We start from the raw sequence: 14,165 nt of genomic DNA on the forward strand, positions 1-14,165 counted from the left end.
AATGTTGCGCTTAAGCCTGCGGTTGGCTTTGGGCATTCATAATACTTTCGCCGCCCTTTGAGGCTAATTTGGCAAGATCTTTATCAATAAAGAACAGCGCTTTGCCATCTTCACCCACTAAACGGATCTTATCGACAATCGACTTAAACAGCTTTTCTTCTTCATGCTGTTCAGCCACATACCATTGCAGAAAATTGAAGGTTGAATAATCTTGATTCGAAAATGCAGTGTGGGCTAACGCGTTAATCTGACGAGTAATTAACTGTTCATGCTCATAGGTCAGCTCGAATAACGCCAGCAGAGAATCGAACTGTGACTGAGGTGCTGCAATGGCGCCCAATAGAGGTAAACCACCGGTTTCACTCACATAGGTGAACAAACGGCGCATATGGCCCATTTCTTCATCTGCATGTTCGCGCATAAATTTTGCGGCGCCTTCAAAGCCTTGATCTTCACACCATGCACTCATTTGCAGGTATAAATTAGAGGAGAAAAACTCCATATTAATTTGTTCATTCAACTTTTCGATCATGGTTGCAGACAGCATAGTTAATCCTCTTGGGCATTCGCACTTAAATCATCGGCTCACATTGTCATGAAGGGCGGCAGCAAAAGCAACAAAATTTACCTTTGTTGACTTAGCTAAGTTAATGATTCATTGATAAAAATGATTTTCATTTGTTCATAGAATCGCGTTTAGTACCGCACGAACGGTACTGCAAACTCAAGTATAAAAAGAGTAAACCTTAGGCAACACTTAAGGAAAACTACCTAACAAATCACATAAACTCCTATGCAGATCATAGCCAAGCAAGCGCAGCGTGGCATAATAGCCCCCATATTTGCTCCAACCCTTTGCCCATAAGGAAGACCCGATGTCCGTGAAAGCCGATCCTTGTTCGCAACCTAGCTTAATGCATCCAGATCAAGCCATTCCCCTTCTGCTTGAGCAGGTTAGCCCAGTGTCAGACACCGAAGTCGTTACACTTCCCCACGCGCTTGGCCGCGTGTTAGCAGAGGATTTGGCCTCGTGTATCGATTTACCCCCCTTTGATAACTCATCAATGGATGGCTACGCTTTTCGCTTTGCCGATTTAAACAGTCAAACCGAGCACACCACATTAACACTGATTGGTAGCTCCTTCGCAGGCCATGGCTTTGAGGGTGAAATAACCCCTAACTCCTGCGTGCGCATTATGACGGGCGCGCCAGTGCCTGCGGGTTATGACACAGTGCAAATGCAGGAAGAGACCCAAGCACAGGGCAATCAAATCCAAATCAATCACCCTAAGGCTAAGGGCGCCAATGTGCGTTGCCGCGGTGAAGAGCTGTTGCAAGGCACCAAAGTGCTGAAAGCGGGCATCGAAATTAAAGCCGCCGAGCTCGGCGTATTAGCCACCATTGGCGTGAGTCAGGTGCGGGTTTACCGCCAACTCAAGGTCGCGTTTTTCTCCACAGGGGATGAGCTGCGCCCCGTGGGCAGCGACTTAGCGCCAGGGCAAATTTACGACTCCAACCGCTATTCAATCCAAGGGTTACTCAGCCGTGCCAATGTGGAATGGCTGGATTTAGGGGTTGTCGCTGACGATCCAGAGGCGATTCGCCATGCATTTCGCCATGCCGCAAGCCAAGCGGATATGGTCTTAACCTCGGGCGGCGTATCCGTCGGTGAGGCAGATTTTACTAAGCAGATCCTTGATGAAGAAGGCAAAATCACCTTCTGGAAACTCGCCATCAAACCAGGTAAACCCTTCGCCATGGGACGCATAGGCAAAGCAGTATTCTGTGGTTTACCGGGTAATCCTGTGTCCTCTATGGTGACCTTCTACAAGCTGGTGTGGCCAATTCTAAACAAGATGCAGGGCTTAACCCCAAAAGCGCCACTGATGTTATCGGCTACCCTGACGACACCAGTGCGTAAACAGCCCGGCCGCGTTGAGTATCAGCGCGGTATTTTATCCCGCAATGCACAGGGCGAGCTGGAAGTCGCCATTACAGGCAGTCAAGGGTCGGGTATGTTGACCTCTATGAGTTTGGCTAACTGCTTTGTGTTGTTAGAACAGTTCCAAGGTGACTCGCCAGCGGGCACAAAAGTCATGGTTGAACCCTTTAACAGCGTGCTTTGCTAAGGTCTTTTTATGAATCAACAAGTAGACATCCTTAGCGATAGCGAACTCACCCGCTACAGCCGCCAAATCTCGATCAAGGCGATGGATATCGATGGCCAAGAACGCTTAAAACTCGCCAAAGTGTTGATGATTGGCGCCGGCGGTTTAGGCTGCGCGGCGGGGCAATATTTGACCGTTGCGGGTATTGGCGAGATGACCTTAGTCGATTTCGATACGGTTGAGCTCTCTAACCTACAGCGCCAAGTGCTGCATCAGGATGCCACTATTGGCCAACCTAAAGTCGAGTCGGCCAAGCAGCGCCTTAATCAGCTCAATCCTCACGTTAAAATCAATACCATCAATGCGGTATTGGATGACCATGAGATCGATGCCTTAGTCGCCAACCACAGTATCGTGGTCGATTGCACCGATAATGTCAGCGTGCGTGAGCAGTTAAACCAAAGCTGTTTTAAGCACAAGATCCCACTGATTTCTGCCGCCGCCATCCGCATGGAAGGCATGGTCACCGTATTTGACTATCAAGCGCAAACGCCTTGTTATCATTGCTTTAGTTCACTTTTTGGCGAGCAGCAACTCAGCTGTGTCGAATCCGGTATTCTTGCGCCTGTCGTCGGTATGGTCGGCTGCTTGCAGGCGGTTGAAGCAATCAAAATCATCACGGGTATGGGCAAAACACTGGCAGGACGAATGCTGATGATCGATGCTATGACCATGGAATTTCGCGAGATGAAATTACCCAAGCACCCTCACTGCAAGATATGTGGTGAGTAGCACATTAACCTTTAATATTCAGCACGCTTTTTACAATTAAGGAATGACAAATCAAATGGATACTGAAAATAGCGTATTTGACCGCCGCACAACCGATGACCCCATTATAGGCGCGGGTGTCTATAACTTAGTGATTGGCTTAACCCTCGTCTGGGGTTTTGCCGTGAACTATATGATGGTCAGCTATATCGACCCCGAGGCGATTGCCAGCGTGAATCCGTGGGTGTTCTTTATCGGTTACTTTGCCTCCTGCTTCTTGGGGATTTATCTGTTCCAATCTTCAACTAATCCCCTCGTCAGCTTTATTGGCTATAACTTTGTAGTCGTGCCCTTTGGCCTGATTATTAATATGGTTGTCAGTCAGTACGATCCCGCATTAGTTACCGAAGCGATTAGAATAACTGGCCTAGTCACGATTGCCATGATGTGTTTGGGCACCCTGTTTCCAGCGTTTTTCCAAAAAATATCTGGGGTACTCACCATCGCATTACTATTGGTGATAGTGGTCGAACTAATTGAAATATTTATCTTTAATACCCATCACGGCATTTTAGATTGGATAGTTGTGCTGATCTTTTGTGGCTATATTGGCTACGATTGGGGCCGCGCGAACCAAATCCCGAAAACCGTCGATAACGCCGTCGATAGCGCCGCCGCTTTGTATATGGATATCATCAATCTATTTCTGCGTATTTTGCGGATTTTAGGACGAAAATAAGTCACTCAATGACAAGGAAAACAGCATGAAACTAACCTCACCACTGTTAATCGGCATCATCATCGGCACCAGCTTAATCGGCTGCGGCGAGAAAACCGAGCCAGCAACAAACGCTCAGGCTGAAACAAAAACGGAAGCGAAAGCACAAATCGCCAACCCGGCATCAGAGTATTGCGCCTCCCTCGGTGGCATATCGGAAATCCAAAGAACCGCAGAGGGGGAACACGGTATGTGTACCTTGCCAAACGGTGAACAGATTGAAGAGTGGGCGCTATTTCGCCGCGACCATCCACAGGAAAAGCCCAGTAATTGAGGCTGAGTAAAAAAGCAGGCGCACTCGGCGCCTGTTGTTTTATGTCCCGCTGACGATCTGATTTCGCCACTGCAAACGTTTAGCCTGCGAATGGAAACTCCAGGCTAACACTCGGGTGATCTTATTACCCTGCTGCATCTCAATGGTTTTAACGGTATCCACACCCAACTTTGCCAATGCTTGATAGCAAGGTTTAAGATTTTCCTGCTTTGACACTAAACTGGTAAACCACAGACACTGCTCGGCAAACGCTTGGCTCTCGCGGATCATTGTGGCTAAAAATTGCCTCTCTCCACCTTGGCACCATAACTCCGCCGCTTGACCACCAAAGTTTAAGGTTGCGCTGGCCGCTTTAGGCTGTTCACCGCGATTAAGTTGCAGATTACGCACCTTGCGCAGCGAGCCTTCGCTAGCTTCTTTTAACGAGCCATGAAAGGGAGGATTGCACAGAGTTAACTCGAAGCGGTCAGATGCCTGAATGATCCCCTTAAAGACCGACTTTTCATCCTGCTGCTGCCTTAAGGATAAGTGCCCCTGCAAACTCGGGTTATTGTCGATAATCCGCTGCACATTGGCTAGCGACTCGGCATTGATATCCGAGGCGACAAACTGCCAGCCATACACTTGATGCCCTAGGATGGCATAAACGCCATTCGCCCCAGTGCCGATATCTAAAACGCTAACTTGTCCAGCACGCTGGACGGGGGCGCCTTCGAACAACAGATCAGCCAAGTAGTGCAGATAATCAACTCGTCCGGGGATTGGTGGGCACAGCGCGCCCTTAGGAATATCCCAAAACGCCAGCCCATAATGATGTTTCAAAAGGGCCGCATTGAGGGTTTTCACTGCTATGGGGTCGGCAAAATCGATAGATAAGGCGCCGTATGGCGTTGGCCGAACAAAGGTTTTTAGCTTAGGGTAACTCGTCATCAACGCCGAAAAGTCATAGCCGTGAGCATGCAAATTACGCGGGTGCAAGGTCTTTCTCTCAACGCCCTGTTTTGGCTTGCTCGTCGCTTTAGCGGGGGCAATATTTGGTTTGGCAGGTTTTGCTGATTTTGCCACAAGTGGCTTAGGCGTGCTTGGTTTGCTGCGTTTTCCTGTGGGTGACATCGCAGGCTTAGCGGCAATTTTAACGATGGGCTTAGACATAATGATGGTTCAACAAGAGCGGGCCAATCCAAAGATCGGCCCTTAGCCTATTGGCTGGATTAATCGTAAAGATAAGAGGTAAACAGTAGATTGACTACTATTGGTTTACCCGCTTCCTTGGTCAGCAGATTATTGACCATATCAAAGCATTCACGGCGAATTTCCTCACGGCCAGTAAGAGACTTAATTTTTTCTTCGGCTTGGTTACCCAGCACCTCAATAATGGCGGCACGCAACAGTGGATCATGGCGCTCAACGATCACTAAATCATCGGGACTCTTTACCATCAGCTCAACACTGATCTTTACAAACCCGAGCTTTTTGCGGTTTGAAATATAGTTAGTCACAATTTCGGGCTCAAACCCGTAATAGGCGAAATCCCCAGTAGGGGGTGGAGCTTTCTCGTCGGCTGCATATGCGCTAAACACAGCACTGAGCAAGATCAGGCAGGCTGATAATAATTTTTTCATCGCGGTTTACAGCTCCCTAAAAACAATAATGGTCAATGGAAGAAACTTCCCAATCTATCTGGTAGACTGCCGACGTTTGCTTATATTGTAACGAGTATTTAATGAATGTGACCAGCTTAAGCTTTCCCTATGGCGAATCTATTCAATGGTTTTGTGCCGATAATGCCAAAAATCTTCCCGCTTCTCCCCTTAAGGAATGGTTACTGGCGCCAGGAAGCCTGACGCAAAAACTCAAAACCTGCTGCGATAAGTTTGAAGTAAAAATCCTCGGTGAAGGCCAATGTACCCCGCTCGAAGGGGAATATCCTAAGCAAAACACCGTTTGGGTGCGCGAAGTGTTACTCTGCCTCGATTCTGTACCTTGGGTATTTGCCAGAACCTTGATCCCTCAGTCTTTGTTATCGACCCGCCAAGCCGATTTTTTAGGCCTAGGTACACGCCCACTCGGCGAATTATTATTTAGCCAAGATAGCTTCATTCCTGGTCGCATTGAAATCGCCCAATTTGACACCGATAGCCGCCTTGCCCAACTGGCACAGAGTTTAGCGCAAAACGTCGAGCATGAACTTTGGGGCCGACGCCGATATTTTCACCATGACGAAGAGGAAATGTTTGTCAGTGAAATGTTCCTTCCGGCCGCTGTACAAGCGATGGCGAGGCTACAACCCTAGCTCTCTTAAGCTAAAACAAAAATGCCTCTATATCAGAGGCATTTTTCGTTAGAACAATCCCTTCTTATTGGCGCTGGCGGCGCCATGCAAAACCACCGAGCAACATCAGGCTTAGCCAACCTAGACTGCCACCACCGCCACTACTTGGGGTTTCGCCTGGCGTCGTTGGCTCAGATACGGTAACACTTGAACTGCTGCTGGCAGTGGCATTTTGTGTATCTTTCACCGTCAGTGTCACTGTGTAAGTACCCGTCTGAGCATAAGTGTGGGAAGGCGATGCCGAAGTGCTTGAGGTGCCATCGCCAAAGTTCCATGTATAACTTAGGCTACCAACGCCACCTGCCGAGGTATTGCTAAACTTCACCGTTAGCTGGTTGGCAATGACGCTAAAGCCAGCAGTTAAGGGCAAGCTCATCACCACTGTTTTCGTCGCGGTGGCAATTGCGCCTTTTGCATCGGTTACCGTTAAGGTCAGCGTATAAGTTCCAGCGCTCGCGTAGGTATAACTCGCCGACGATGAATTACTCGTCGCTCCGGCAACGCCAAAATCCCAAGAATAGGTGTAAGCACCCTCGCCACCATCAACCACTGCGGCCACAGTGGCGGTTAAGGCATTTTGGCTCAGATTTATTGCCGCAGTTAACGGAGCTAACGCTGGATCGGCATTCGCATTGGCTAAACGAATTACCGCGGTGCGGTTATCGCTGGCCTGAGAGACCACTTGCATCGTCAACCCAAGTTGTTGCAGTTGCATGCCAGACTGAGGTTGTAGTGGTGCGCTGTAATCCAAACTATCATCAAAAAGACTGACCGCATCGAGGTTATTGTCCCCAAAGTAAGCCGTTTGTTTTACCATGCTAAAGGCCGCATCACGGATTTGTTCATCGGTAGAAAGAGTGCCAATCATATTCTGGTCAGCATCAATCACACCTATCAAGCTACGGCCGGGATGATCCGATACATTGTTATCGCTGTAACTGGCATTCTCTAGCCATAGCAGTACACCAGGATCAAACCCTTTACTCTTTAAGCCCGCATCGACACCATTATGGCTACGTAATTGAATAAGGTAACGGGATGCGGCGCCAGGGCGAGTGCTGGTAATGCGGCTGTAACCCACAAGCGTCGCTTTACCAGCCACCTCAGCATTATCGGCATACCGCTCAGTTACACCCTGTTTAATACTGATATTGTCGATAGTGATCCCCGACTCAATTGCCGCCTCATCGGTCACATAGGTAAATTCAATGGTGACACTCTTACCTGCATAGGCTGACAAATCATATTCCAAGGCAACCCAAGCATCGCTGCCCACTGCGGTAGAGATGTCTGATGACTTACCAGTGATAATATGTCGGGCATTGTTAATGGCGTTGATCGACTTAGTGTAATTACCCGCAATCGCCGTACCATTAACCTTAACTTGCATATAGTCGTAGTCAGTCTCAATTGCCCAACTCGCCTGCAAAGAGAGTGTGAGTTTTTCGCTGGTGCTAGGCAAGGTTGCGGTAAAACTCATACTGTTTGTCAGCATGTTACCTTGACCAGAGTAGTACTGGTAACTCCCTTGATAAGGTGCTTTAAAGGCAATTTGTGCCGCAGGAAGCGGTATCGATATTTGATTCACGGCATCTTGGTTTATCGCCTGATTAAGCGTGATTTCCATACCCGATTTAGGAATACTGTCTAAACTAATCTCGCGCTCGTTAAGCCACTTTCCTTTATATTTTGTCTGTAAATACGAACGTGCGTAGGGGCTAAAACCACTCGGCTGCGCACCAGGAATAGCCCCTGTCCAACTGCCTCCCGACATTAAAGACCAATAACCAACAGGTGAACCATCTTTGTTAGCGTTGTCTGTAGTGTCGTACTCATCGGGCAGCCCAAGATCATGCCCAAATTCATGGGTACAGACCCCAGTCGCGGCATCGATCGGTTGGATAGTGTAACCAAAGAGTTTTTTGCTCGAGCCCGGTAAAGTGTAACCTTGAGTACCTTGATCCACGTAATAACGGTGCGACCAAATAGCGTTGTCCCCTAATTTACCGCCCCCTGTTTCTTCCCCAATACTCGAGTGGAAAATCATCACATGGTCAATAATACCATCGGGCTCGTTTAGATTGCCGTTATCATTTAAATCATATGGATCTTCAATATCATAGGTTGCAAGCTCTGCAGCTGACATATTCGCTACTGCTAGCGATACTGCTTCTTTAACCAGTTCAGTCACATTAACATCGTTGCCAGTGTCGGCATCATTAGCGCCATAATAATCAGCATTTTGGCTAGCGGTATACCAACCTTTAACGTCACCACTAAAGAAGAAGGTTTTGCCCGAAACGGCTTGGTAATACTGATAGGCCGAATCTAAAGTTTGCCCCTGCGGGCCACTAAAACCAGCCGTAGAGAAGAGTAAATTCTTGTAGTGAGAAGCAGGATAACTCGAGTAATACATGTCGGTATCACTCGCTGTTAAGCCGTTGTTATTATATTTTAAATCTGGAAAATCAATCAGTACGGTTAATACCTTAACCGTTTTAGTCACATCTGCATCCGCTAAAGCACGCTGCGCAGGTGCGCGCATCATTGCTGTGGTTTTGGCTTTATGGAGGCGTTCTTGCTCTGCCTCAATCACCACCCGAGGTTCTTTAGGTTGTGCAAGGCTCGCGCGGGCAATATAGGCTTCAACGGCCGCTTGCTTGACACTATCGCTCGCATCCTCGGAGACTTCGCCACGCTTAATTAGCCAATAGAGGATCCTTTCTTTGTTAATGACCCCCGCATCCGCTGGTGTGTGATTAGGCGCAGCGATACTGGCGCCACTTAGCAAGGCCAACATCAATCCAAACGCTGTGATACTCTTTGTACTTCGCATTACCGTCTTCCTTCCGTCACAATCTGCGCTGTTATAGCCAAGCTATTTTTTAAGGCTAGTGCCTATTTGCTCTATGGCAAGTTTGTTTATTGGTTGTCTTCCCTCATCGGAAAGCCAACTTCAATGGGATGTGAAAACATATCAGGACACCAAGAGTGTAACAACTTGATACAGATTGGAAGGTGATGGTTTTTGTACTTTTGTCAGCGCTGGTTCAGCAAGCATCCTCAACAGCGATTTTTTGCCATAAAAAAACCGCATTAACGATGTAATGCGGTTTTTGATAACTTGGTGCAATACGCTTACCCAGCAGTTTTCATATAGTTTGATACTCCATCGAGGAACATTTGTACCGATATCATTACCAGCACCATCCCCATCAAACGTTCAACAGCCGTTAACCCTTTTTCACCCAACATACGGGTAAAGAGTTTATAAAACATTAAGATAACCGCACTCGCGCCCCAAGCTGATACGAGAGCAATAGTCCAATCCCCCATACGTGAGCTATCGGTATGCGCTAGTAAAATGAGCGCGGCAAGAATAGATGGCCCCGCCATTAATGGTATCGCCATCGGCACGATAAATGGCTCCTCCCCTGCTGCAAGGCCAACCACACCACCCGGCTGGGGGAAAATCATCCGAATCGCGATCAGAAACAAAATAATCCCACCGGCAATACTGACCGATTCAGATCGCAGATTTAAGAAACTTAAGATGGCTTCGCCGGCATACAAGAAGGCCAACATGATCACTAATGCAAAAATGAGTTCACGAATCAAAACCCTACGACGTTTTTTAGGATCAATATGCCGTAAAATCGACGCGAATATCGGTAAATTACCGAGGGGGTCCATGATAAGAAACAACATTACCGCAGCAGAAAATATATCCATTTAACTTTATCAACGTCTAAGCCAACATGAGCACATATTGTATAACTTTTTCGCGTTACAGATGTGAAAAATTATCTAGAAAATTCCTTAAGATGGATTATGAGTGCCGTTTCATGATCCTCTAGCGGTTTTTTACCTATCATCCATAAGCCATTGAGTCGTTGATTCATTTTTACTACAAGCCGCAGCACAACATCTCGCTTGAGTAAATTGCCTGTAAGTCGCTGCTCATTTAAATTACAACTGGTATACTACAGCGTTTTTTCAGCCAATTTTCGTGGAATCCATGCTCTATCTTCTTGCTAGTTGTCTCGCACTCTTAATCGGGCCACTGTTTTACCGCTACTTTGCATCAGGCAGCGGATTGCAGAAGGGACTTGATGGCTTTATTTTCGTCTCCTTAGGCGGATTAGTGCTGATCCATATTCTACCTGAACTTCTCGAGCATGGCGGCCTGCTGGCCATCGTCTTTGTAGTACTCGGCCTGTGGGGACCCACTGCCAGTGAACGCTTGTTCCACCGCTACTCTGAAATTACGCATAATTTTGCCCTTTTTCTTGGCATTAGTGGCTTATTGCTGCACACCATCACAGATGGGAGCGCTATGGTATTAGCCCAAAATGAGGGCAACTCCATTTTGTTAGCCTTGGGCGTTATACTCCATCGTCTCCCTGTTGGTTTTGCTATTTGGTGGATACTAAAACCTCATCTTGGAGCTCGTTGGACGCTGGTTATTTTTGGCGCCATTATGCTATTCACGAGTATTGGCTATTTTGCTAGCGAACAGCTTTTATCACACATGAGCATAGATAAAACCGTTTATTTACAAGCTTTTGTGACAGGCTCGATTCTGCATGTAGTGTTACATCAGCCACATGGTCAACAGGAAACAGATAAACAAGGCCAATATGAATATCAGGCGGGTATCGGCAGTTTGCTCGGTATTGGTTTATTAATGATGCTGTTATTGATGGATTCTGGCGGCCACGAACATGCCCATCACGACCACAGTACAGAGCAGCTAACAACATGGCTAATGACCATAGCGCCAGTGCTATTACTCAGTTACGCCGTAGCAGCACTAAGATTCCAGCTTGGTTTAACACCACAGGACAATAGCCTCGCCCGTCGTTGGTTCCAACGTTTAGCAGGCCCAGAAGCCCTAGTACTGACGGCGCTATTGCTTGGCCCTTGGTTAGCGCTGTTTCAACTCGTAGTCGTCTTGATCATGAGTGCCTATTTAGCCTATGCGCGGGTCGATATTACCGATCCCCATACTAAATTACCAAGCCAAGCCCTGCGTTTTGGTTTCGCCCATTTGGTTGATCGCAGCGCACCTTGGGTGCTCCTCAGCTTAGTATTAGTTAACTTGATTGGTCACCCTTCGGTACCGTTAAGTAACCCTATATTACAGATTACCGTGCTATTGCTGGTATTTTTACCGATGCGCTTCTGCAATTTAGGCGCGGCCGTATTGTCAATCGCCTTAGCCTATAGCGGCTGGAGTCCGCTGGCCATCGTATTGCCTTTGATTGCCGCTCCGGTGTTGAATATCGCTCAGCTAAAACTTATGGGTTGGTCACAACGTGGGATTTTGCTGGCAATTATTGCCATAGCCCTCGTTGCTGCCCTTAAGTTGCCCATGTGGTTCTCGTTGTTCACTCTACCAGAAGCCATTAACCTCACGGCACTGCTGATCTTATCAGCCTTATTTGCAGCCAGCTTACTGCGCCTCGGGCCTCGTAAATTCTTGCGCCGCTTAATGATGTTAAAACCTGTGGCCCACGGCCATAAACACAGCCATGATCATGCGCACGCGCATGCTAAAACAGCTGAAACATCACATGTGCACGGGCATGGCCACTCTCATTCACACGGTCAGACTAGCGGCCACAGCCATCCCCATAGCGATAAGCACCAGCACTAACACTGTTCATTTGCCGACAGACAGGCTAAGTTAACTCCATCTTTGGATAAACTTAGCCTGTTATGTGCATACTTTTCGTCGCCCTTAATACTCATCCCCAGTATCCACTGATTATTTGTGCGAATCGGGATGAGTTTCACCACAGGCCCACTGCACCTGCACAGTTTTGGCCGCCTGAGCAGAATATGCTCGCGGGCAAAGATTTACAGGCGGGCGGCACTTGGTTTGGGGTGAATAAGCAGGGACAAATTGCCGGAGTCACTAACCTCAGGGTGGCTCAAAAATCCCAAGAGCCGATGCGCAGCCGCGGCGAACTTGTCATTCAGGCATTAAGTTCGGGCTCGCTGATCTGCCCTAACTGGCTTGTGGAACACGCTGAAAATTATCAACCCTTCAATCTCGTGTTTGGCCAAGGGACTCATCTCTACTGCTTTAACAGTCTTAAACGGGAAACAGTAAAATTAACCACAGGATTCCACGCGATTAGCAACGGCGCGCTCGATGATATTTGGCCGAAAATGGCTAAAGGTCAGCGCTCGCTCGAGGCCCTTATTCAACAATCGGGACCGCTTGAGCTAGAGTCACTTATACGGTTGATGCAGGATGATTCTCGGCCACAGGATAACGAGCTACCCGACACTGGCGTCGGGCTAGAGTGGGAACGCCGACTCGCGGCGATTTATATTTGCCACCCAGACTATGGCACTCGTTCCACCAGCATTTTGCTACAAAATGCCCAAGGGGAAGTTCAGTTCACTGAGGTGAGATACGATGGCAAGGGACGACGTTTGGGACAACAGGATTTTCACTTCACCCTACCATCCCAATTACCGCAACAGCCCGACTGCTTAGCCGATTTTTAGTATATCAGTCAGAGCTGTGATCCATAGTGATCACCCAACGGTCATCAATCTTTTCCACCAGCAAGGTAAATACGCCTGTCGGGCTATCCTTTTGCCGCTTTAAATCCCAGCGACCCACCACCATTGCGGCGTAGTTACTGAGCATTTTGATTTCTTTGATGGTGAACTTCAGCTCGCCTAGTGCCTCTTTATCGGGATAATTTTTCTTATAGGCTGCAAGCGTTTCTTCCCAGCCGTAACGAAACTTACCGTTTGAGACAAATCTAAGCTGCTCACTCTGCCAATAACCCTGCATGTAAGCATCAAGATCACCGCGATTCCACGCATCTTCCTGACCTTTTAACATTTGGGTAATCTCATCAGTTGGCACCGCACTTACCTGCCCAACAAATAGCAGCAAAAGCGCCGCGAGAGACTGCAAAATGGGTTTTCTTATCAATCCTTGTCGCAACATAGTACCGCTCCCTCACAATCAGGTTAGACTGTATTATCAGTATTTCGGCCCAGACTATCTTGTCTAAGTCGATTTATAATTAAAAAAAGCTAATGATATTATTCATTTTTCGACTCTGGGCACCACACTATGTTTACACATTTATGCCGCTGGCTACTCAAGATTTCAGGCTGGCAAATCCAAGGGGAACTCCCCAATCAAGCCAAATACATTGTCATTGTCGCACCACACACCAGTAACTGGGACTTTATTATTGGGGTACTCGCCCGCGGTGCATTGGCTACGCGCATCCACTTCCTTGGTAAGCATCAATTATTTATTCCACCTTGGGGTTGGTTCTTCCGAGCGATTGGTGGTAGCCCAGTTGATAGGCGTAAAAACAATAACTTAGTCGATTCTGCGGTGCAACTGTTTGCCACCCAGTCCGAATACAAACTGGCACTCGCCCCCGAAGGAACGCGCAGCCCTGTTACCCGTTGGAAATGCGGCTTCTACCATATCGCGACCAAAGCGCAGGTCGCTATTGTCCCTGTAGGCTTAGATTTTGCGCGTAAAGCCGTGGTGATCCGTGCACCACTGCAACCCACGGATATAGAGCAAGATATGGCTGAGATTTTATGCTTTTACCGCAGCATTAAGGGACGTCATCCCAAGGTCATCCCTGATTATTCACCCGATAACAAACGCTAATTCTCTCATCTAACACGGAGCAAAACATGCAGACCGAAACTTGGTTACTCTACCTTTTTGCGATTGTTTTGATTGGTATTTCTCCTGGGCCTATTGCAATGTTGTCTATCCGACTTTCCGCACCTGATTTAGGAATAAATTTGCCGATACCGTTCGCCTAACACGTCGAGAATGATCTGCTGGTCCACTGTGAGTCCTGTGACTTGAGGTGGCGCCTCTCCCAACTGGTACTCGTG

14 protein-coding genes and 1 pseudogene are annotated in these 14,165 nt (G+C 47.8%); 9 read left to right on the top strand and 6 right to left on the bottom strand.

From position 1 onward, the window contains the following. Positions 1-10: 10 nt before the first annotated feature. Positions 11-547 (bottom strand): non-heme ferritin, encoded by a 537-nt coding sequence (gene ftnA, locus AEA42_RS09595; RefSeq protein WP_037416358.1) that lies wholly within the window; start codon positions 545-547, stop codon positions 11-13. Between the two features lie 328 nt (positions 548-875). Between ftnA and glp the strand changes: the two genes are divergently transcribed. Genes glp through AEA42_RS09615 form a run of 4 tightly spaced genes read left to right on the top strand, consistent with a single transcriptional unit; the run spans position 876 to position 3,931 of the window. Next, complete coding sequence (gene glp, locus AEA42_RS09600; protein ID WP_037416354.1) at positions 876-2,129, top strand: gephyrin-like molybdotransferase Glp; 1,254 nt, start codon at positions 876-878, stop codon at positions 2,127-2,129. Between the two features lie 9 nt (positions 2,130-2,138). Continuing rightward, positions 2,139-2,900 carry a molybdopterin-synthase adenylyltransferase MoeB gene (gene moeB, locus AEA42_RS09605; protein WP_037416352.1) on the top strand — a complete coding sequence of 254 codons (762 nt, stop codon included), beginning with the start codon at positions 2,139-2,141 and terminating at the stop codon, positions 2,898-2,900. A gap of 55 nt (positions 2,901-2,955) precedes the next feature. Continuing rightward, a complete protein-coding gene (locus AEA42_RS09610; RefSeq protein ID WP_037416350.1) occupies positions 2,956-3,618 on the top strand; it encodes a Bax inhibitor-1 family protein in 663 nt (220 codons plus the stop codon). A 25-nt stretch (positions 3,619-3,643) separates the two neighbouring features. Continuing rightward, positions 3,644-3,931, top strand: a complete 288-nt coding sequence (locus AEA42_RS09615) for a DUF333 domain-containing protein (RefSeq protein WP_037416348.1) — start codon at positions 3,644-3,646, stop codon at positions 3,929-3,931. A gap of 39 nt (positions 3,932-3,970) precedes the next feature. Here the strand turns inward: AEA42_RS09615 and rlmF are convergent, their stop codons facing one another. Both rlmF and AEA42_RS09625 read right to left on the bottom strand, forming a co-directional pair. Then, complete coding sequence (gene rlmF / locus AEA42_RS09620; RefSeq protein ID WP_055647606.1) at positions 3,971-5,083, bottom strand: 23S rRNA (adenine(1618)-N(6))-methyltransferase RlmF; 1,113 nt, start codon at positions 5,081-5,083, stop codon at positions 3,971-3,973. 59 nt (positions 5,084-5,142) lie between these two features. Further along, positions 5,143-5,553, bottom strand: coding sequence for a flagellar basal body-associated protein FliL (locus AEA42_RS09625; RefSeq protein ID WP_037416344.1), 411 nt, complete (start codon positions 5,551-5,553; stop codon positions 5,143-5,145). 101 nt (positions 5,554-5,654) lie between these two features. Between AEA42_RS09625 and AEA42_RS09630 the strand changes: the two genes are divergently transcribed. Continuing rightward, complete coding sequence (locus tag AEA42_RS09630; RefSeq protein WP_055647607.1) at positions 5,655-6,224, top strand: chorismate lyase; 570 nt, start codon at positions 5,655-5,657, stop codon at positions 6,222-6,224. Positions 6,225-6,288: 64 nt separating this feature from the next. On the opposite strand, the gene AEA42_RS09635 is transcribed toward AEA42_RS09630, so the two are convergent. Together AEA42_RS09635 and AEA42_RS09640 are read right to left on the bottom strand one after the other, a co-directional pair. Then, the gene (locus AEA42_RS09635) at positions 6,289-9,099 is read right to left on the bottom strand and encodes an immune inhibitor A domain-containing protein (RefSeq protein WP_055647608.1); all 2,811 of its coding nucleotides are present in this window, start codon (positions 9,097-9,099) and stop codon (positions 6,289-6,291) included. Between the two features lie 302 nt (positions 9,100-9,401). After that, entirely contained in the window at positions 9,402-9,995 is a 594-nt protein-coding gene (locus tag AEA42_RS09640; protein ID WP_037416335.1) for a YhgN family NAAT transporter, read from the bottom strand. Between the two features lie 286 nt (positions 9,996-10,281). On the opposite strand from AEA42_RS09640, the gene AEA42_RS09645 reads away from it, so the two are divergent. Next, positions 10,282-11,922, top strand: a complete 1,641-nt coding sequence (locus AEA42_RS09645) for a hypothetical protein (RefSeq protein ID WP_055647609.1) — start codon at positions 10,282-10,284, stop codon at positions 11,920-11,922. A 62-nt stretch (positions 11,923-11,984) separates the two neighbouring features. After that, entirely contained in the window at positions 11,985-12,785 is an 801-nt protein-coding gene (locus tag AEA42_RS09650) for an NRDE family protein (RefSeq protein WP_055647610.1), read from the top strand. A gap of 4 nt (positions 12,786-12,789) precedes the next feature. Here AEA42_RS09650 and AEA42_RS09655 read toward each other — a convergent pair whose 3' ends face one another. After that, positions 12,790-13,239 carry a nuclear transport factor 2 family protein gene (locus AEA42_RS09655; RefSeq protein WP_037416327.1) on the bottom strand — a complete coding sequence of 150 codons (450 nt, stop codon included), beginning with the start codon at positions 13,237-13,239 and terminating at the stop codon, positions 12,790-12,792. Between the two features lie 129 nt (positions 13,240-13,368). Between AEA42_RS09655 and AEA42_RS09660 the strand changes: the two genes are divergently transcribed. Both AEA42_RS09660 and AEA42_RS22250 read left to right on the top strand, forming a co-directional pair. Further along, entirely contained in the window at positions 13,369-13,929 is a 561-nt protein-coding gene (locus tag AEA42_RS09660) for a lysophospholipid acyltransferase family protein (protein WP_047536489.1), read from the top strand. A 26-nt stretch (positions 13,930-13,955) separates the two neighbouring features. Beyond that, a pseudogene (locus tag AEA42_RS22250) lies at positions 13,956-14,036 on the top strand (LysE family translocator); the annotation flags it as partial. Positions 14,037-14,165 lie beyond the last annotated feature (129 nt).

The sequence above is a fragment of the Shewanella sp. Sh95 genome, assembly GCF_001308045.1.
Lineage (GTDB): Bacteria > Pseudomonadota > Gammaproteobacteria > Enterobacterales > Shewanellaceae > Shewanella > Shewanella xiamenensis.